Below are 18,340 nucleotides of genomic sequence, written 5' to 3' on the forward strand. Positions count from 1 at the left end.
GACCGGGCGGGCGAAGGCTCGTCCGGCGCAGACAGGACAGGCGGGGGCTGTCGCCCGGCCTGGACCCAGCGGGCAAGGCAGGGCAGTCGCCCGGCGGTGACCGGGCGGGCGAAGGCTCGTCCGGCGCAGACAGGACAGGCGGGGGCTGTCGCCCGGCCTGGACCCAGCGGGCAAGGCAGGGCAGTCGCCCGGCGGTGACCGGGCGGGCGAAGGCTCGTCCGGCGCGGACAGGACGGGCCGGGGCAGTCGCCCGGCCTGGACCCGGCGGGCGGGGCCGGTCGCCCGGCCTGGACGGGGCGGTCGAGGGGCACAATCGGGCGGGCGTGACGAGGCGGGCGAGGGGCGGTCGGCCCGCCGTGACAGGCCCTCCACAGGCCCTCCGCCCCGGCGCCCACCCCGCGGCGCCCGGGTGCGCCCCCCGCGCCCGAATGCTCCGGAATACATCTGTGCGGTGTGATGCTCTGATGTGAATGAGGTGAATGGTGCACGAGCGCGGCGAAGGGCTGGTGGACGGATGACGGCAGACCTGACGGACCCCGTGGTCCACACCCCGTACGGTGCGGTGCGCGGCCGGTACGAGCGCGGCGTGGCCGTGTTCCGGGGCATCCCCTACGCGGCCCCGCCCTTCGGTCCCCGCCGCTTCCGGCCACCCGTGCCGCCGGAGCCCTGGGAGGGCGTGCGGGACGCGCGCGACTTCGGGCCGACGCCGCCGAAACCGCCGTACTCGGAGGCCTTCGAGCGCTATCTGTCCGACCCGGTCGTGCCCGGCGAGGACTGTCTCAACCTCAACGTCTGGACGCCCGAGCCCGGCCCGGGTGCCCGGCTCCCGGTGCTCGTCTGGCTCCACGGGGGCGCGCTGACCAGGGGCTCGTCAGCTGTCCCCGTCTATGACGGACGGCCCTTCGCACGCGACGGCGTGGTGCTGGTGTCGATCAACTACCGGCTGGGGGTGGAGGGCTACGGCCTGTTCCCGGACGCCCCGGCCAACGCCGGGCTGCGTGATCAGCTCGCCGCCCTGACCTGGGTGCACGAGTCCATCGGGGCGTTCGGCGGCGATCCCGGCCGGGTGACGCTGGCCGGGCAGTCGGCCGGGGCGATCAGCACCGGCGCCCTACTCGCCGCGCCGCAGTCGCAGGGCCTGGTGCGGCGGGCGGTGCTCCAGAGCGGGGCGCCCGAGGCGTCCGACCGGGACAAGGTGCGGCGGATGGTGCGCCGGATGGCCCACCGGCTGAAGGTCCCGGCGACCGCGGAGGCCTTCGCCGCCGTCGACCGCGAACTGCTGCTGCACGCCCAGGCCGAGGTGGGGCGGCTGAGCAGCCCGGTGCTGGGCGGGCCGTCGTTCGGGATCGTCGTCGACGGCGACCTGGTGCCTCGCGACCCGCTGGAGGCGCTGGCGGAGGGCGGCGCGGCGCCGGGCGTCGAGCTGCTGATGGGCTGGACGCGGGACGAGTACCGCCTGTGGCTGGTTCCCGGCGGGCTGCTGGAGCGGGTCGACCGGCTCGGCGCGGTCGCGCTGGCCGGTGCCATGGCCCGCTGCCGCTGCGGCCACGAGGTGCCGCGCGGCTACCGCGCCCTGCGCCCCGACGCCGGTACCGCCGAGATCGTCGGCCAGATGGTCACCGACCACCTGCTGCGGCTGCCGCTGCACCGGCTCGCCGACGGCCGCGCGGACGCCTCGTACGTGTACGAGTTCGCCTGGCCGTCCCTGCTGCCCGGCCTGGGCGCCTGCCACGCCCTGGAACTCGGTTTCGTCTTCGACACCGGCGAGATCCCCGAGTCGGCGAAGCTCGCGGGCCGGGGCGCCCCACGGGAGCTGGCGGAGTCGATGCACCGGGCGTGGGTGCGGTTCGCCACGGACGGCGACCCGGGGTGGCGGCGCTGGGGTCCCGCCCATCCCGTACGGGTCTTCGGCGGGGGTGCGGCGGACGACGGCGGGCCCCGCCTCGCGTACGGTCCACGCGACCGCGAACTCGCCCTGTGGACGTCGGAGGGCAGGGGGCCGGACGCCGGGCCGGCGGACACCGACCGCCCCGACGCCGAGACCGTCGAACTGCGCTCAGTCGTCCGGCGTCTCCGCCGCGCCCCGGGCGACCGGCGGCACTGAGGGCGCGAACGGGCCCGCGATCGCCTTCTGCCGCTGCATGAGGGTCAGCCGGACCGCGAAGTACGCGGCGGCCACCGCGGCGGCGATGTCCACCACCTCCGTGGTCATGTAGGTCGCCACCGCCGATCTGATCTCCATGAGGGTCTCGGCGTCCTCGTACGTCCTCCCGGCGTACCGTTCGAGGACGAAACTGAGGGCGAACAGCGCCCACCAGAGGTTGACCGGCCAGACGCTGACCCGGTTCCGCAGGCCCGGCACGGGCAGCGGGCCGGCCGCCGCCCACATCTCCAGGGCGATGCGGTACGGAATCCAGAGGTTCGCCAGCGGGATGGCCCAGGCCCCGATCGCCCACCCCCGGCCGCGGCTGAACCCGTCGGGCGCCAGGAGGCCGGTGCTGCGGCGCATCAGGAAGAACCAGACGATGAACGCGACGACGCAGACGAGGTACGCCGAGCCCTGGAATGTGCCGATCCGCCCGTAGGTGGACAGCGCGTCGTCCAGCTCCGCCTGTTCGGCGGTGAGGAAGCCGTCGTCCCCGCCGATGACCGACCGGAGCCGGGCCCCGGCGACCAGGCTGACGACGTCGCAGAGCGCCACGAGGGCCAGCCCGGCGACCGCCAGGGTCAGGGGGACGAGCGAGGCCGCGGGCGCCCCGGCGGGCAGCGGTGGACGCGGGCGCGGGTCGTGGTTGTCGAGCATGCTGAGGAGCCCCCCACGGGCGTGTGCTGAGACGGGCCGTCGAAGATCACGCGGCGGCGCCACGATATGCCCTGCCGAGGCCCGCGGTCCATGGCGAATCCCGCAGGTCGTGGCCGGTCGGCGGGGGCCGGCGGGGCGCGCTCGGCGGGGGTGTCCGAAACCTTCAAGACGGGGTGCCGGGCGGTGCCTAGCGTGGCGGGCATGAGTACACGATTCGATGCCATCGGCCTGGTCGTCACGGACATGGCCGCCGCCGTCGCCTTCTACCGTCGGCTCGGGTTCGCGTTCCCCGACGACGCCGGTGAGCAGCCGCACGCGGAGGCGGACGCGGGCGGCGGGGTGCGGCTGCTGCTGGACACCGAGGAGACCGTGCGGTCGTTCCACCCGGGCTGGCGGGCGCCCGAGGGCGGCGGGCGGGCCTCGCTGGCGCTGCGGTGCGACACCCCCGGCGAGGTGGACGCCCTGTACGACAGCCTCGTCGGCGACGGGTACCGCGGTGAGCTGAAGCCCTGGGACGCCTTCTGGGGGCAGCGCTACGCCGTGGTGCTGGACCCCGACGGCAACGGGGTGGACCTGTTCGCGCCGCTATCCGCCACGGCCGAGTAGCCCGCCCAGCGGCAGCCCGGTCAAGTCCCTTACGTCGCGGGAGAGGTGGGCCTGGTCGGCGTAGCCCGCGCGGGTCGCCGTCTCCGCGAACGGGGTGCCCGCGCGGGCCAGCGCGAGGGCGCGGCCCAGCCTCAGCACCCGGGCCAGCGTCTTGGGGCCGTAGCCGAAGGCGTCCAGGCTGCGGCGGTGCAACTGGCGGGCGCCGATGCCGAGTTCGTCGGCCGTCGCGGCGACGGGACGGCCCTGGTCCAGGGCGGCGACGACCCGGGTGAGGAGCGGGTCGGGGGCGGGTGCCCCGGCGGCGATGTCCAGGGCCACCTCCTCCAGGGCGCTCGCCCGGTCGGCCGCCGCGTTCACCCGCGCCGCCAGACGGCGCACCCGGGCGGCGGGCCACAGGTCGGTGAGGGCGACGCGCCGGTCCCGCAGCAGGTGGGCGGGGACGCCGAGGTACGTCGGTGCCGAGCCGGGCGGGAACCGCACGCCCGCCCAGTGGCTGGGCTGCCCGCCGGTGAGGTACGCGCGCGTGTCCGGTCCCGCGACCAGCAGCGAGCCGTCGTGCCAGAGGAGGTCCATGCAGCCGTCCGGCAGGACCCGCCCCGCGCCGGTCCCGGACGGGGTGTTCGTCCAGACGACGGCGCCGGACAGCCTCGCGGGGCGTTCGGCGTACATGCCGCCAGGCTACGCCCTCCTCGGGGGGCTCAGCCCCGCGGCGGCCCCTGCTCCCCCTCGTTCTTCGGGGTGGTCTTCGCGTGCGTGCGGAAGCGGGCCGTGACGTCCTCCGGGGGCAGGAACCGCGACCAGCGTTCGGGGAACTCGGAGGGCATGTCGGGGTCGTCGGGGTCGGCGGTCTCGCGGGCGGCCGCCGCGCGGGCCACGTACTCGGCGACCTGCGCCTCCCGGACGCGTTCGTTGGCGGCGCGGGCGGCCGCGGTGGCGGCGGCGGGCCAGACCCGGTCGATGGCCGCGTTGACGGCGGCGCCGACCAGCACGGCGAAGGCGGACACACCGATCCACAGCAGTACGGCGACGGCGGCGGCGAGGGAGCCGTAGATGGTGGCGCCCTCGACCGTGTTGCTGAGGTAGATGCGCAGCAGGAAGCTGCCGAGCACCCACATGCCGAGGGCGACCAGGGCACCCGGCACGTCCTCGATCCACGGGGAGCGCACCGGCACCGACACGTGGTAGAGGGTCGTGAGGAAGGCGACGGACAGCACGAGCACGACCGGCCAGTACAGGACCTGGACCAGCGTCGTCGACCAGGGCAGGATCCGTACGACGGCGTCCGGGCCGGCGACCATCAGCGGCAGCGCCACCGAGCCGATCAGCAGGGCCGCGACGAACAGCGCGAACGCCACCAGGCGGGTCTTGACGATGCCGCGGACGCCGTCGAGGCCGTACATGACGGTGATGGTGTCGATGAAGACGTTCACCGCGCGCGAGCCCGACCAGAGGGCGAACAGGAACCCTATGGAGATGACGTCGGGCCGTCCGCCCTTCATCACGTCGTCGAGGATCGGCTGCGCGATCTGTCGGACGCCCTTGTCGGACAGGACGGTGCGGGACGCCTCCAGGAGGTTGGTCTCCAGGCTGGTGATGGTGTCGGTGCCGGTCCAGTCGTCGACGTAGCCGAGCAGGCCGATCAGGCTGAGCAGCAGCGGCGGCACGGACAGCAGGGTGAAGAACGCCGCCTCGGCGGCCAGGCCGAGGATGCGGTACTCGATGCAGGAGTTGACGGTGTCCTTCAGCAGCAGCCAGGCGGTCCGGCGCTTGGAGACGTTCCGGTAGAGCGCGCGGGCACGGTGGAGACGCCCCGTGGGATGCCCGGTGAGACCGGCCGCTCCCTCGGCGGGGGCGGCGGATCGGTCAGAAGGCCCCGTGGGCCGCCCGGGGGGACCGGCGGGCCGCTCGGGGGGTCGTTCGCTTGCTGGCTGCACGAGCCAAAGGTATCCGCCGCGCGGGCCCCTCCTCATCCCTCACCCCCCGCCGGACCGGCACGGATGGCGGCCCGGCGGCCCGCAGGTGCCTTCCTCGTACCACGGGGTAGGTTGCGGGACATGGCACGCACCACCCACACCGTGACCAATCAGCCCCCACCGCTCGTCGGCCACGACGTCTACAGCGCCGACCGGGCGCTGGTGGCGGCGGTCGAGCGGCATGTCGACCCGGCCGTGCTGGAGGAGGCGAGGAGCGAGCTGGCGGCGCTCGGGCGGACGTCCGGGTCGGCGCAGGTGCAGGAGTGGGGGGTGCTCGCCAACGAGCATCCGCCGAGGCTGCGCACCCACGACCGGTACGGCCACCGCGTCGACGAGGTCGATTTCCACCCGTCCTGGCACCGGCTGCTCGGCAAGGGCGTCTCGGCGGGCCTGACGTCCGCCTGGACCCGGCCCGGCGGGCATGTGCGGCGGGCGGCGGCGTTCGTGGTGTGGACGCAGGTGGAGGCGGGCAACGGCTGCCCGCTGTCGATGACCCACGCGGCGGTGCCCGCGCTGCGCGCCGACCCGGACCTCGCCGCGGAGTGGGAGCCCCGGCTCACGTCGACGGTCTACGACCGTGAGCTGCGGCCCGCCCACCTGAAGGCGGGGGCGCTGTTCGGGATGGGCATGACGGAGAAGCAGGGCGGCAGCGACGTACGCGCGAACACGACGGTGGCGAGGCCGCTCGCGGAGGACGGCGCGTACGAGCTGACCGGGCACAAGTGGTTCTGCTCGGCGCCGATGTCGGACGGTTTCCTGGTGCTGGCTCGGGCGCCGGAGGGGATCACCTGCTTCCTGGTGCCGCGGGTACTGGCGGACGGCTCCCGCAACACGTTCCTGATCCAGCGGCTGAAGGACAAGCTGGGCAACCGGTCCAACGCCTCCGCAGAGGTCGAGTTCGACGGGACGTGGGCGCGCCGGGTCGGCGCGGAGGGACGCGGGGTGCGGACCATCATCGGGATGGTCGCGGCGACCCGGCTGGACTGTGTGCTGGGCTCGGCGGGTCTGATGCGGCAGGCGGTGGCGCAGGCGGTGCACCACTGCTCGTACCGGGAAGCGTTCGGCGGGAAGCTCCTCGACAAGCCGCTGATGCGCAATGTGCTGGCCGACCTCGCGCTGGAGTCGGAGGCGGCGACGACGCTGGCGCTGCGGCTGGCGGCGGCGTACGACAGCGGGGACGAGCAGGACCGGGCGCTGCTGCGGCTGGCGGTCCCGGCCGCCAAGTTCTGGGTAACCAAGCGGTGCGCGCCGGTGGCGGTGGAGGCCGCCGAGTGTCTGGGCGGCAACGGGTACGTCGAGGAGTCGGGGCTGCCCCGGCTGGTGCGGGAGTCGCCGCTGAACTCCATCTGGGAGGGCGCGGGCAACATCCAGGCGCTGGACGTGCTGCGGGCGCTCCAGCGGGAGCCGGCGGCGCTGGACGCGTGTCTGCGGGAGATCGGTCTGGCGCGGGGCGCGGATCACCGGCTGGACGCGGCGATCAAGGGCCTGCTGACCGAACTGGCCGATCTGGAGGGCGTGGAGGCGCGGGCGCGGCGGCTGGTGGAGCGGCTGGCGCTGGTGCTCCAGGGGTCGCTGCTGGTGCGGTTCGCGCCGCCGGAGGTCGCCGACGCGTTCTGCGCCTCGCGGCTGGGCGGCGACTGGGGCGCGTCGTTCGGGACGCTGCCGCACACGCTGGATCTGGCGTCGGTGGTGGAGCGGGCCCGTCCGGTGGCGTGAATCGCGCTCCGGGCGGCTCGCGGGGGTGGTGCTGCGCCGACACGGCACCACCCCCGCCCAGCTGGCCCGTGCAGGCCGCGGACGCCGAACGAGCGGCGTTGCTCAAGTTTCAAACAGCGTTGGCCTGTTATCCAGGGTTGCAGAGGGTTGCAACTTGGTGGTGTCTGTGACCGGACTGTGCGCCTCCGCCGCGCCGGGCGGCAGTATGGGACGAATCATCAGGACAGGGCACAACCGGATACCGGGGGAGGATCCTCGTGGCGAAGTCGCCGTTGTACGTGACGCAACTCGCCGCCGTCGACACGGCGCGTGCGGCACGGGTGCTCAGCGAGGTGCGCGAGGCGATGCTGACCGGGCAGCGCGCGCGGCTGGCGCCGCGGCCCGTGATCGAGGAGTCCTGGGGGCGGGTGCTGCGCGGCGGCGTCGATCCGGAGCGCGACGTCCGGTCGGGGCTGCTGGACGCGGAGGAGGTCCGGCGGCGGCGGACGCTGTCGCCGCTGCGGCATGTGCTGCCGGTGCTGCGGGAGGGGCTGGTGTCGGTCGCGGACGCCACCCACCACATCATGGTGGTCGCGGACGCGGAGGGGCGGGTGCTGTGGCGGGAGGGCAGTCCCGCGGTACTGCGCAAGGCGGACGGGCTGGGGTTCCAGCTGGGCGCGGACTGGCGGGAGAGCGTGGTCGGCACCAACGGGGTGGGGACCCCGGCGGTGGTGGGGCGGCCCGTGCAGGTGTTCGCCTCGGAGCACTTCGTACGGTCGCAGACGTCGTGGACGTGTGCGGGGGCGCCGGTGCACGATCCGCGGGACGGACGGCTGCTCGGCGTGGTCGATGTGAGCGGGCCGCTGGAGACGATGCATCCGGCGACCCTGGCGTGGGTGGGGTCGGTGGCGAAGCTGGCCGAGGCGCGGCTGCGGGAGCGGCATCTGGAGTCGTTGGAGCGGCTGCGGGCGGTGGGCGCGCCGGTGCTGGCCCGGATCGCGGGGCGGGCGCTGGTGGTCGACCGGGACGGGTGGACGGCGGGGGTGACGGGGATGCCGTACCCGCGTCGGGTCGCGCTGCCGAAGTCGCTGTCGGCGGGCCGGTGCCGGCTGCCCACGCTGGGGGCGTGCTCGGTGGAGCAGCTGGCGGGGGGCTGGTTGCTGCGGCCCGCCGACGAGCCGCAGCGGGCGGCGGTGCGGATCGTGCTGGACCTGGCCCGGCCGCGCCACCCGTCGGTGACGGTGGCCGACGGCGCGGGCACCTGGACGCACGAACTGAGCCGACGGCACGCGGAGTTGCTGTTCCTGCTGGCCGAACACCGGTCCGGGCGCAGCGCGGCACAGCTCGCGGAGGACCTGTTCGGCGATCCGGCGCGTACGGTGACGGCGCGGGCGGAGATGTCCCGGGTACGGCGGTATCTCGGGGGCTTCCTGGAACACCGACCGTATCGTTTCTGCGACACCGCCCGAGTGGAACTCCACCTCCCCGACGACCCGAACGACCTCCTCCCCCACTCAACGGCCCCGGCGATCGTCCGCGCCCGAACGGCGATGCTGCCGCCTGCCTGAAGGGGGGCGTGGGGTCTGTCCGGGGGCCGGACGGGGACGAGCACACCGGGGGGGGCGGCGGCCCGGTTGCGACACGACGGCACGAGGCCCCCTGGGCAACCCCTCATTGCGGCACCCTCGCGCCCGCGCATCCCGGCACCCCCACGTCCGCGCATCCGCGATCCTCCGCGCCCGAACGGCGCTGGTTCCGCCCGCCTGACAGGAGGACACAGGGGCTGTCCGGGGCGGACGAGGACGAGCACACCGGGGGGCGCGAGCCCGGTTGCGGCACGACCGCACGAGGGCCCCTGAACAACCCCGCATTCGGCACCCTCGCGCCCGCGCATCCCGCCACCCCCACGTCCACGCCCCCGCGATCCGAGCACCCCCGCATCCCCGCGCATCCCGGCATCCCCGCGCCCCAGCGCATCCCCGCACCCGCGCCCCCACTACCCGTGTCCCCCACCCGCGCCCCCCCGCTCAAGCGATGCCCTGCCCCGCAAGTCAGGATCTGCCGCCGCCCGGAACCCCCGGGCCGCCCGGGGGCAAACCCGCCCCCGGGCCCAGGGGTTGGGCGGCGAGCCCGCCCCGCAACCCGGACGCGCGGGTCGGGCCGGGTACCGGCGCACACCACCGCGCCCCCGGGTATTTGCGGGTCTTCGTCCGCCGTGGCGGGGTGCTGCCGTAGCATCGGCTGGGGTCGCCTCATCCGCTTCTCGGTCAACGTACGGATCAGCGGACGCAGTTGACGCGTCGGGAGGACGAATGACGTATCGCGGGAGACACCGCAGGCGCAGACGTGGCCGTGCCCTGCGCGCCGGGCTGGCCGGGACCGCGTTCGCCCTGACCGCCGTGGCGACGCTGATCAGCACCTCCCAGGCGACGGTCGCCGACGACCCGGGCGCGCTCAAGCCGCTGACCTCCGCCGCCGACACCGGCCCCCTGCGGCTGACCGAGCAACTGGTGCCGCCGGACTCGCTGGACCGGCTGGCCGAGTCGATGGGCGGGTCGGTCGGGGTGGGTGCCGTACTGGCGGACGCCGACCGCATGCTGCGCGCCGGTGACGAGTGCACCTCCGACGAGCGCGGGGCGCTGCCCGTGGAACCGGCGGCCACGCGCGCGTACTGCTGGGGCGAGGACGACACCCGGGCGGTGCGGGCCGGCGCGGTCACCACCTCCGGGGACGCGGACGCCGACGGCCGCTGGGGCGCGAACCGGGTGATCCTCTCCGGCTGGAGCGGGACCGGGGACGGCGACGACCGGGCCCGGGTCGCCTTCGTCGACGCCAACGACCCGGAGCGGCTGACGTACACCTGGGCGCTGCTGGTGGTGCCGGTCGACGGCGGCCGTGACTACCGGGCGCTCGGCTCCGATCTCTCCGGGCTGGTCTGGTACGAGGACAAGCTGCTGGTCACCGCCGACGACGGGCGCTCCCTGTACATCTGTGACCTCGACCGCATCCAGCGCGCCGACGTCGACGCCGAGGCGGTCGGCCGGGTCCCCGGCGGCTTCGCGGCGGACGGTGACCGCTTCGTGCTGCCCGCGGTGGGCTCGTACCGGCTGACCGGCGGGCCGGAGGCCCGTTTCGCGGCCGTGTCCCTGGACCGCAGCACCGCGCCGGACAGCCTGGTCGCGAGCGGCCCGGTGGGGGCGGACGACGAGCGGCCCACCGGGCTGTGGCGCTACTCCTTCAGCGGTGACCCGGGCCGCGCCGGACTCCTCGCCACCGGCCGGGACGGCACGGCCGACGCGGACGCCGCGTACACCACGCGCATGGCCGACGTGCAGGGCGTGCTGTCGTACAGCGCGCCGGGGACCGTCCGCTCCCGCTGGTACCTGGCCCGGGCGAGCGACGGGCCCGCGGCGCACGGCTCGCTGTGGCGGCAGGACACCGACGGCACCCACACGGCCCGCTGCGGGGCGGACGAGACGTACCTGTGCTGGAGCGGGTCCGCGCAGTCGCTGTCGCTGTGGGAGGAGACCGGCGAGGTGTGGTCGCAGTCGGGGCGGATGCTGTTCTCGCTGCCGCTGAGCACGATCGACAGCTCGCTGGAGTAGACGGTTCCCCTTCCCGCATGATGTCCGGCATGACGAACATCCCCGTGACCACCTGGTCCCTGGAACAGACCGCCCCCGGCGACCTCCTGCCCGCCGCCGCGCCCGAGGGCGATGTGCGGATCGTCCGCGCCGAGGTGCCCTCGCCCGAGTTCAGCCGCTTCCTGTACGCCTCGGTGGGCCAGGACATCGCCTGGGTGGACCGGCTCGGCTGGAGCTACGCGGAGTGGCGGGAGTACCTGTCCCGGCCGGGTGTGGAGACCTGGGTGGCCTACGACCAGGGGACGCCCGCCGGGTACGTGGAACTGGATCCGCAGGACGACGGGGTCGTGGAGATCATCTACTTCGGGCTGCTCCCCGCCTTCCGGGGACGCCGTATCGGCGGCCATCTGCTGTCGTACGGCACCGCCCGCGCCTGGGACCTCGCGGACCGCTGGCCGGGCCGGGCGCGGACCAAGCGGGTGTGGCTGCACACGTGCAGCAAGGACGGCGAGCACGCCATGACCAACTACCAGCGCCGGGGTTTCAAGCTCTTCGACACCAAGGTGGAGGAGGAGCCCGAGGTGGCCTCCCCCGGGCCCTGGCCTGGCGCCTAGCCGCTCCGATCTGCGTCGACAAGGGCGTGGGCGCATCATGTGACGAACGACATACTTGTCTTGCCTAGCGAGACAAGTATGTCCGCATCGTGGACGAAGCTGGACTGTGTCCAGATCGCCGTGACACGCTTCCGCCATGCCTGGAACTGGGATTGCCTTGGTGAGTCGACGCCACGTCGACCTCGGCCGCATGTCCAGCGCCATCTGTCCGGCGAGCTGACAGCCACGCAGCACCGCCGACACACTCGCTTCCAGCCTCCCCGCGCAACGTAGCGCACGCATGCATCCGTGCGCCCGTACGCGCAGGTCTGAGCCTCCCGCCCGCCGCCCGACCACCACCCCTGGTGGACGGCGCTCCGCGCCGACACCTTCCGATTGTCCCGAAGGACGTATTCACCATGGCCGCCACCCCGCAGAACCCTGCCGCCACGACTCCCCGCCGCAAGGTGAGCCGGCACCGCGGCGAGGGTCAGTGGGCCGTGGGTCACTTCACCCCGCTCAACGGCAACGAACAGTTCAAGAAGGACGACGACGGTCTCAATGTGCGGACACGCATTGAGACGATCTACTCCAAGCGTGGCTTCGACTCCATCGACCCCAACGACCTGCGCGGCCGTATGCGCTGGTGGGGCCTCTACACCCAGCGCAAGCCCGGCATCGACGGCGGCAAGACCGCCGTCCTGGAGCCGGAGGAGCTGGACGACAAGTACTTCATGATGCGGGTCCGCGTCGACGGCGGACGCCTCACCACCCAGCAGCTGCGCGTCATCGGCGAGATCTCCGAGGAGTTCGCCCGGGGCACCGCCGACATCACCGACCGGCAGAACATCCAGTACCACTGGATCCGCATCGAGGACGTCCCCGAGATCTGGAACCGGCTGGAGGCCGTCGGCCTGTCCACCACCGAGGCCTGCGGTGACACGCCCCGGGTGATCCTCGGCTCCCCGGTCGCCGGGATCGCCGCCGACGAGATCATCGACGGCTCCCCGGCCATCGAGGAGATCCAGCGCCGCGTCATCGGCAACAAGGCGTTCTCCAACCTGCCCCGCAAGTTCAAGTCCGCGATCTCCGGCTCGCCGCTCCTCGACGTGGCCCACGAGATCAACGACGTCGCCTTCGTCGGTGTCGTCCACCCCGAGCACGGCCCCGGCTTCGACCTGTGGGTCGGCGGCGGTCTCTCCACCAACCCCAAGATCGGCGTCCGGCTCGGCGCCTGGGTGCCGCTGGACGAGGTCGCCGACGTCTACGAGGGCGTCATCTCCATCTTCCGCGACTACGGCTACCGGCGGCTGCGCAACCGCGCCCGCCTGAAGTTCCTGGTCGCCGACTGGGGCGCGGAGAAGTTCCGTCAGGTACTGGAGGACGAGTACCTCAAGCGCAAGCTCGTCGACGGCCCCGCCCCCGCCCAGCCCGTGGAGCGCTGGCGCGACCACGTCGGTGTGCACCGGCAGCAGGACGGCCGCTTCTACGTCGGTTTCGCCCCGCGCGTCGGCCGCGTCGACGGCGCCACCCTCACCAAGATCGCCGAGCTGGCGGAGGCCCATGGCTCGGGCCGCCTGCGCACCACCGTCGAGCAGAAGATGATCGTGCTCGACGTCGAGGAGGCCCAGGTCGACTCCCTGGTGGAGGAACTGGAGGCGCTGGACCTCACCGTCCGGCCGTCCGCGTTCCGGCGCGGCACCATGGCCTGCACCGGCATCGAGTACTGCAAGCTCGCCATCGTCGAGACCAAGGCGCGCGGCGCCGCCCTCATCGACGAGCTGGAGCGCCGTATCCCGGACTTCGACGAGCCCATCACCATCAACCTCAACGGCTGCCCGAACGCCTGCGCCCGTATCCAGGTCGCGGACATCGGTCTCAAGGGCCAGCTGGTCCTCGGCGCCAACGGCGAGCAGGTCGAGGGCTACCAGGTGCACCTGGGCGGCGCGCTCGGCCTGGAGGCCGGGTTCGGCCGCAAGGTGCGCGGTCTGAAGGTCACCTCCGACGAACTGCCCGACTACGTCGAACGCGTCCTCAAGCGGTACCAGGCCGAACGCCAGGACGGCGAGCGCTTCGCCACCTGGGCGGCCCGCGCCTCCGAGGAGGCCCTGTCATGAGCGAGCGCGCCGCCCCCTTCTACTGCCCCTACTGCGGCGAGGAGGACCTGCGACCCGGGGAGCAGGGCCACGGCGCCTGGGAGTGCGCGGCGTGCAACCGCGCCTTCCAGCTGAAGTTCCTCGGCCTGCTGGCCCAGGGACTGCGGCAGACGACCACACAGGGGGACGACATATGACGACGGCTCAGGAAGAGCGGACGACCGACGATCTGAGGGCGCTCGCCGAACAGGCGGGCCGCGACCTGGAGGACGCCTCCGCGCTGGAGATCCTCCAGTGGGCCGCGGACACCTTCGGCAAGCGCTTCTGTGTGACCTCCTCCATGGAGGACGCCGTCGTCGCCCATCTCGCCGCCCGTGCCATGCCCGGCGTCGACGTGGTGTTCCTCGACACGGGCTACCACTTCGAGGAGACCATCGGCACCCGGGACGCGGTCGAGGCCGTGATGGACGTCAACGTCATCACTCTCACCCCCCGCCAGACGGTTGCCGAACAGGATGCCGAGTACGGCCCCAGGCTGCACGACCGCGACCCCGACCTGTGCTGCTTCCTGCGCAAGGTCAAGCCGCTGGAGGAGGGCCTGAAGGGCTACCAGGCCTGGGCGACCGGGCTGCGCCGCGACGAGTCCGAGACCCGGGCCAACACCCCGGTCGTCGGCTGGGACGAGAAGCGGCGGATGGTGAAGATCTCCCCCATCGCCCGCTGGACCCAGGACGATGTGGACGCCTACATCGCCGAGCACGGCGTCCTCAGCAACCCCCTGCTGATGGACGGCTACCCCTCCGTCGGCTGCGCCCCCTGCACCCGCCGGGTCCTCGAGGGCGAGGACGCGCGCGCGGGCCGCTGGGCGGGCCGGGCCAAGACCGAGTGCGGACTGCACGGATGACCGCCGACGCCGCGCAGGTGAACAATTCCCCTCAGCCGATCCCCGAGACACCCCAGGAGAATGTCGTGACCACCGGAGCCACCGTCTGGCTCACGGGTCTGCCGAGCGCCGGCAAGACCACCATCGCGTACGAGCTGGCGGGCAGACTTCGCGAGGAGGGCCATCTGGTCGAGGTGCTCGACGGCGACGAGATCCGCGAGTTCATCTCGGCGGGCCTCGGCTTCAGCCGCGAGGACCGGCACACCAACGTGCAGCGCATCGGCTTCGTCGCCGAACTGCTCGCCCGCAACGGCGTCAAGGCCCTCGTCCCGGTGATCGCGCCCTACGGCGACAGCCGTGACGCGGTGCGCAAGCGGCACGAACTGGGCGGCACACCGTACGTCGAGGTGCATGTCGCCACCCCGGTCGACGTGTGCAGCGAGCGGGACGTCAAGGGCCTGTACGCGAAGCAGGCCGCGGGCGAACTGACCGGGCTGACGGGGGTAGACGACCCGTATGAGGAGCCCGAGACACCGGACCTGCGCATCGAGTCCCAGCACCAGACCGTCCAGGAGTCCGCGGCATCGGTGTACACCCTGCTCAGCGAAAGGGGACTGGCATGACGACCGTTGCCGCACTCGAGGAGAGCACGGGGACCCCGTACACCCTCTCCCACCTGGACGCGCTGGAGTCCGAGGCGGTCCACATCTTCCGTGAGGTGGCGGGCGAGTTCGAGAAGCCGGTGATCCTGTTCTCCGGCGGCAAGGACTCCATCGTCATGCTGCACCTGGCGCTCAAGGCCTTCGCCCCCGCGCCCGTCCCCTTCGCCCTCCTCCACGTGGACACCGGGCACAACTTCCCCGAGGTCCTCGCCTACCGCGACCGCACCGTCGAACAGCACGGCCTGCGCCTGCACGTCGCCTCCGTACAGGACTACATCGACCGCGGCATCCTCAAGGAACGCCCCGACGGCACCCGCAACCCCCTCCAGACCCTCCCCCTCACCGAGAAGATCCAGAACGAGAAGTTCGACGCCGTCTTCGGCGGCGGGCGCCGGGACGAGGAGAAGGCACGCGCCAAGGAACGGGTGTTCTCCCTGCGCGACGAGTTCTCCCAGTGGGACCCGCGCCGCCAGCGCCCCGAGCTGTGGAACCTCTACAACGGCCGCCACGCCCCCGGCGAACACGTCCGCGTCTTCCCCCTGTCCAACTGGACCGAACTCGACGTCTGGCAGTACATCGCCCGCGAGGGCATCGAACTGCCCCAGATCTACTACGCCCACTACCGCGAGGTCTTCCGCCGGGACGGCATGTGGCTCACGGCCGGTGAGTGGGGCGGGCCGAAGGAGTCCGAGACGGTGGAGAAGCGGCAGGTCCGCTACCGCACCGTGGGCGACATGTCCTGCACCGGCGCGGTCGACTCCGACGCCGACACCATCGAGAAGGTGATCGCCGAGATCGCCGCCTCCCGCCTCACCGAGCGGGGCGCCACCCGGGCCGACGACAAGCTGTCCGAGGCCGCGATGGAAGACCGCAAGCGCGAGGGGTACTTCTAAGCATGAGCACGACGACGACCGAGGAACTCTCGGCCACCACCCTGCTGCGGTTCGCCACCGCCGGTTCCGTCGACGACGGCAAGTCCACCCTCGTGGGACGGCTGCTGCACGACTCCAAGTCGGTCCTCGCCGACCAGTTGGAGGCCGTGGAGCGCGCGTCCGCGTCCCGCGGCCAGGAGGGCCCGGACCTCGCGCTGCTGACGGACGGTCTGCGGGCCGAGCGGGAGCAGGGCATCACCATCGACGTGGCCTACCGCTACTTCGCCACCCCACGCCGGCGGTTCATCCTCGCCGACACCCCCGGCCATGTGCAGTACACCCGCAACATGGTCACCGGCGCCTCGACCGCCGAACTGACGGTCATCCTCGTCGACGCCCGCAACGGCGTCGTCGAGCAGACCCGCCGCCACGCCGCCATCGCCACGCTGCTGCGCGTCCCGCACGTCGTGCTCGCCGTCAACAAGATGGACCTCGTCGACTACCAGGAGTCCGTGTTCGCCGCCATCGCCGAGGAGTTCACGGCGTACGCGACCGAACTGGGCGTCCCCGAGGTCACCGCCATCCCGATCTCGGCGCTGGCCGGGGACAACGTGGTGGAGCCGTCGGCGGTCATGGACTGGTACGCCGGTCCGACCGTGCTGGAGCACCTGGAGACCGTGCCGGTCGCCCATGACCTGGCGCACTGCCACGCCCGGCTGCCCGTGCAGTACGTGATCCGGCCGCAGACCGCCGAGCACCCGGACTACCGGGGCTACGCCGGTCAGATCGCGGCGGGCACGTTCCGCGTCGGCGACCCGGTGACGGTGCTGCCGTCCGGCCGTACGTCCACCGTCGCCGGGATCGACCTGCTGGGCGAGTCGGTGGACGTCGCCTGGACCCCGCAGTCGGTGACCCTGCTCCTCGCCGACGACATCGACATCTCCCGCGGCGACCTGATCGTGCCGACCAAGGACGCGCCCGCGACCACGCAGGACGTCGAGGCGACGGTCTGCCATGTCGCCGACCAGCCGCTGACCGTCGGACACCGGGTGCTGATCAAGCACGGCACCCGCACGGTCAAGGCGATCGTCAAGGACATCCCGTCCCGGCTCACCCTCGACGACCTGTCCCTGCACCCGCACCCGGGACAGCTCGTCGCCAACGACATCGGCCGGGTGAAGATCCGCACCGCCGAGCCGCTGCCGGTCGACTCCTACGCCGACTCGCGGCGCACGGGCTCGTTCATCCTGATCGACCCCAACGACGGCACCACGCTCACCGCCGGAATGGTCGGAGAGTCCTTCGCCTCCCCGGAGCCCGTCAAGGACGAGGCCGAGGACGACGGGTGGGACTTCTGAGCATGCACCTCACCGACTACTACGCCACGTTCGCCAAGGAGGGCGGCCGCGTCGGCAGCGGCGCCCTCGGCAGCGGGGAGGGCGGAGTGGCCCGATGTGTGCGGTGACCCGCGCGCACCGCATGCGCGCCGCTCCCCGCACATCCGCCGACCTCCCGGCCACGACCTGACCAGGGCGTGAGAGCCGGGCCACCGAGAGGAACACCTCCCGTGCCTGCCACCTCCGCCCTCCGTCGCGCCCTCGTGGCGCTGGCCGTACTGCCGCTGCTGGCCCTGGCCGCGGCCTGCGGCTACGGCTCCCAGGCCGTGGAGGACACCGAGCAGGCCGTCGCCGGGGCGCCCAAGGTCGACGGCCTCGACTCGGTGCGGATCGGCTACTTCGGGAACCTCACCCACGCGACCGCGCTGGTCGGCCGTCACGAGGGGCTGTTCCAGCGGGAGCTGGGCGGGACCAAGGCCGAGTACTCCACCTTCAACGCCGGTCCGTCCGAGATCGAGGCGCTGAACTCCGGCTCCATCGACATCGGGTGGATCGGCCCCTCCCCGGCGGTCAACGGCTACACCAAGGCGGACGGCAGGAACCTGCGGATCGTGTCCGGTTCGGCCTCGGGCGGGGTGAAGCTGGTCGTCGACCCGGAGAAGATCGCCTCGGTGCGGGACGTCAAGGGCAAGCGGATCGCCACCCCGCAGCTCGGCAACACGCAGGACGTGGCGTTCCTCAACTGGATCGCCGAGCAGGGCTGGAAGGTCGACGCGGAGAGCGGCAAGGGCGATGTGTCGGTGGTCCGCTCCGACAACAAGGTCACCCCCGACCTCTACCGGTCCGGTTCCATCGACGGCGCCTGGGTGCCGGAGCCGACCGCGTCCAAGCTGGTCGCCGAGGGCGCGAAGGTGCTCCTCGACGAGGGTGACCTGTGGCCGGACGGGAAGTTCGTGATCACGAACGTGATCGTGTCGCAGAGCTTCCTGAAGGAGCACCCGAAGGCCGTGGAGGCCGTGCTGAGGGCCTCCGTCGCGACCAACCGGTGGATCCAGGAGAACCCGGAGCGGGCGAAGGACGCCGCCAACGCCCAGCTCGCGGCGGACACCGGCAAGGCGTTGCCCGCCGAGGTCATCGATCCGGCGTGGGAGTCGATCACCTTCCTCGACGACCCGCTGGCCGCCACCCTCGACGCCCAGGCCGACCACGCCGTCAAGGCCGGACTGCTGGAGCAGC

17 protein-coding genes are annotated in these 18,340 nt (G+C 72.9%); 14 read left to right on the forward strand and 3 right to left on the reverse strand.

Annotation, left to right across the window (positions count from 1 at the left end; translation table 11 throughout):
- The first annotated feature begins 514 nt into the window (after positions 1 to 514).
- Positions 515 to 2,104: a carboxylesterase/lipase family protein gene (locus KBY47_RS34905; RefSeq protein ID WP_210928454.1), complete on the forward strand. Its 1,590-nt coding sequence runs from the start codon at positions 515 to 517 to the stop codon at positions 2,102 to 2,104.
- Here the strand turns inward: KBY47_RS34905 and KBY47_RS34910 are convergent.
- Positions 2,057 to 2,803 (reverse strand): DUF4328 domain-containing protein, encoded by a 747-nt coding sequence (locus KBY47_RS34910; protein ID WP_210928456.1) that lies wholly within the window; start codon positions 2,801 to 2,803, stop codon positions 2,057 to 2,059. The genes KBY47_RS34905 and KBY47_RS34910 overlap by 48 nt on opposite strands.
- Before the next feature lie 201 nt (positions 2,804 to 3,004).
- Between KBY47_RS34910 and KBY47_RS34915 the strand changes: the two genes are divergently transcribed.
- Complete coding sequence (locus KBY47_RS34915) at positions 3,005 to 3,409, forward strand: VOC family protein (protein WP_210928457.1); 405 nt, start codon at positions 3,005 to 3,007, stop codon at positions 3,407 to 3,409.
- Here KBY47_RS34915 and KBY47_RS34920 read toward each other — a convergent pair.
- Together KBY47_RS34920 and KBY47_RS34925 are read right to left on the reverse strand one after the other, a co-directional pair.
- Positions 3,389 to 4,078, reverse strand: coding sequence for a helix-turn-helix domain-containing protein (locus tag KBY47_RS34920; protein WP_210928458.1), 690 nt, complete (start codon positions 4,076 to 4,078; stop codon positions 3,389 to 3,391). The genes KBY47_RS34915 and KBY47_RS34920 overlap by 21 nt on opposite strands.
- A 29-nt stretch (positions 4,079 to 4,107) precedes the next feature.
- Positions 4,108 to 5,343 (reverse strand): YihY/virulence factor BrkB family protein, encoded by a 1,236-nt coding sequence (locus tag KBY47_RS34925; protein ID WP_374103149.1) that lies wholly within the window; start codon positions 5,341 to 5,343, stop codon positions 4,108 to 4,110.
- A gap of 120 nt (positions 5,344 to 5,463) precedes the next feature.
- Here KBY47_RS34925 and KBY47_RS34930 point away from each other — a divergent pair, with 120 nt between their 5' ends.
- The 12 genes from KBY47_RS34930 to KBY47_RS34985 form a co-directional block, all read left to right on the forward strand.
- Positions 5,464 to 7,098 carry an acyl-CoA dehydrogenase family protein gene (locus tag KBY47_RS34930; protein WP_210928459.1) on the forward strand — a complete coding sequence of 545 codons (1,635 nt, stop codon included), beginning with the start codon at positions 5,464 to 5,466 and terminating at the stop codon, positions 7,096 to 7,098.
- Between the two features lie 257 nt (positions 7,099 to 7,355).
- Positions 7,356 to 8,645 (forward strand): GAF domain-containing protein, encoded by a 1,290-nt coding sequence (locus KBY47_RS34935; RefSeq protein ID WP_210928461.1) that lies wholly within the window; start codon positions 7,356 to 7,358, stop codon positions 8,643 to 8,645.
- A gap of 744 nt (positions 8,646 to 9,389) precedes the next feature.
- A complete protein-coding gene (locus KBY47_RS34940; RefSeq protein WP_210928464.1) occupies positions 9,390 to 10,682 on the forward strand; it encodes a hypothetical protein in 1,293 nt (430 codons plus the stop codon).
- Between the two features lie 29 nt (positions 10,683 to 10,711).
- Positions 10,712 to 11,275: a GNAT family N-acetyltransferase gene (locus tag KBY47_RS34945; RefSeq protein WP_210928467.1), complete on the forward strand. Its 564-nt coding sequence runs from the start codon at positions 10,712 to 10,714 to the stop codon at positions 11,273 to 11,275.
- 136 nt (positions 11,276 to 11,411) lie between these two features.
- On the forward strand, positions 11,412 to 11,495 hold the full coding sequence (locus KBY47_RS37455) for a putative leader peptide (protein WP_310739661.1): 84 nt from the start codon (positions 11,412 to 11,414) through the stop codon (positions 11,493 to 11,495).
- 178 nt (positions 11,496 to 11,673) lie between these two features.
- Positions 11,674 to 13,371 carry a nitrite/sulfite reductase gene (locus tag KBY47_RS34950; protein WP_210928470.1) on the forward strand — a complete coding sequence of 566 codons (1,698 nt, stop codon included), beginning with the start codon at positions 11,674 to 11,676 and terminating at the stop codon, positions 13,369 to 13,371.
- The gene (locus tag KBY47_RS34955) at positions 13,368 to 13,547 is read left to right on the forward strand and encodes a hypothetical protein (protein ID WP_210928473.1); all 180 of its coding nucleotides are present in this window, start codon (positions 13,368 to 13,370) and stop codon (positions 13,545 to 13,547) included. The genes KBY47_RS34950 and KBY47_RS34955 overlap by 4 nt, the downstream gene beginning before the upstream one ends.
- Positions 13,544 to 14,254 carry a phosphoadenylyl-sulfate reductase gene (locus KBY47_RS34960; protein WP_210928474.1) on the forward strand — a complete coding sequence of 237 codons (711 nt, stop codon included), beginning with the start codon at positions 13,544 to 13,546 and terminating at the stop codon, positions 14,252 to 14,254. The genes KBY47_RS34955 and KBY47_RS34960 overlap by 4 nt, the downstream gene beginning before the upstream one ends.
- A gap of 65 nt (positions 14,255 to 14,319) precedes the next feature.
- Positions 14,320 to 14,856 carry an adenylyl-sulfate kinase gene (gene cysC, locus KBY47_RS34965; protein WP_210928476.1) on the forward strand — a complete coding sequence of 179 codons (537 nt, stop codon included), beginning with the start codon at positions 14,320 to 14,322 and terminating at the stop codon, positions 14,854 to 14,856.
- A complete protein-coding gene (gene cysD, locus KBY47_RS34970) occupies positions 14,853 to 15,788 on the forward strand; it encodes a sulfate adenylyltransferase subunit CysD (RefSeq protein WP_210928478.1) in 936 nt (311 codons plus the stop codon). The genes cysC and cysD overlap by 4 nt, the downstream gene beginning before the upstream one ends.
- A 2-nt stretch (positions 15,789 to 15,790) precedes the next feature.
- Positions 15,791 to 17,125: a sulfate adenylyltransferase subunit 1 gene (locus KBY47_RS34975; protein WP_210928481.1), complete on the forward strand. Its 1,335-nt coding sequence runs from the start codon at positions 15,791 to 15,793 to the stop codon at positions 17,123 to 17,125.
- Positions 17,126 to 17,334: 209 nt separating this feature from the next.
- Positions 17,335 to 18,340: aliphatic sulfonate ABC transporter substrate-binding protein (locus KBY47_RS34985; RefSeq protein WP_210928483.1), on the forward strand; the 1,006-nt coding region annotated here is incomplete at its 3' end.

This window comes from Streptomyces sp. B93, assembly GCF_018070565.1.
GTDB lineage: Bacteria > Actinomycetota > Actinomycetes > Streptomycetales > Streptomycetaceae > Streptomyces.

Bases quoted from the DNA above. Each gene is read 5' to 3' on its own strand.
- KBY47_RS34905 (WP_210928454.1), top strand. From the start codon at position 515: ATGACGGCAGACCTGACGGACCCCGTGGTCCACACCCCGTACGGTGCG.
- KBY47_RS34910 (WP_210928456.1), bottom strand. From the start codon at position 2,803: ATGCTCGACAACCACGACCCGCGCCCGCGTCCACCGCTGCCCGCCGGG.
- KBY47_RS34915 (WP_210928457.1), top strand. From the start codon at position 3,005: ATGAGTACACGATTCGATGCCATCGGCCTGGTCGTCACGGACATGGCC.
- KBY47_RS34920 (WP_210928458.1), bottom strand. From the start codon at position 4,078: ATGTACGCCGAACGCCCCGCGAGGCTGTCCGGCGCCGTCGTCTGGACG.
- KBY47_RS34930 (WP_210928459.1), top strand. From the start codon at position 5,464: ATGGCACGCACCACCCACACCGTGACCAATCAGCCCCCACCGCTCGTC.
- KBY47_RS34940 (WP_210928464.1), top strand. From the start codon at position 9,390: ATGACGTATCGCGGGAGACACCGCAGGCGCAGACGTGGCCGTGCCCTG.
- KBY47_RS34945 (WP_210928467.1), top strand. From the start codon at position 10,712: ATGACGAACATCCCCGTGACCACCTGGTCCCTGGAACAGACCGCCCCC.
- KBY47_RS37455 (WP_310739661.1), top strand. From the start codon at position 11,412: ATGCCTGGAACTGGGATTGCCTTGGTGAGTCGACGCCACGTCGACCTC.
- KBY47_RS34950 (WP_210928470.1), top strand. From the start codon at position 11,674: ATGGCCGCCACCCCGCAGAACCCTGCCGCCACGACTCCCCGCCGCAAG.
- KBY47_RS34955 (WP_210928473.1), top strand. From the start codon at position 13,368: ATGAGCGAGCGCGCCGCCCCCTTCTACTGCCCCTACTGCGGCGAGGAG.
- KBY47_RS34960 (WP_210928474.1), top strand. From the start codon at position 13,544: ATGACGACGGCTCAGGAAGAGCGGACGACCGACGATCTGAGGGCGCTC.
- cysD (WP_210928478.1), top strand. From the start codon at position 14,853: ATGACGACCGTTGCCGCACTCGAGGAGAGCACGGGGACCCCGTACACC.
- KBY47_RS34975 (WP_210928481.1), top strand. From the start codon at position 15,791: ATGAGCACGACGACGACCGAGGAACTCTCGGCCACCACCCTGCTGCGG.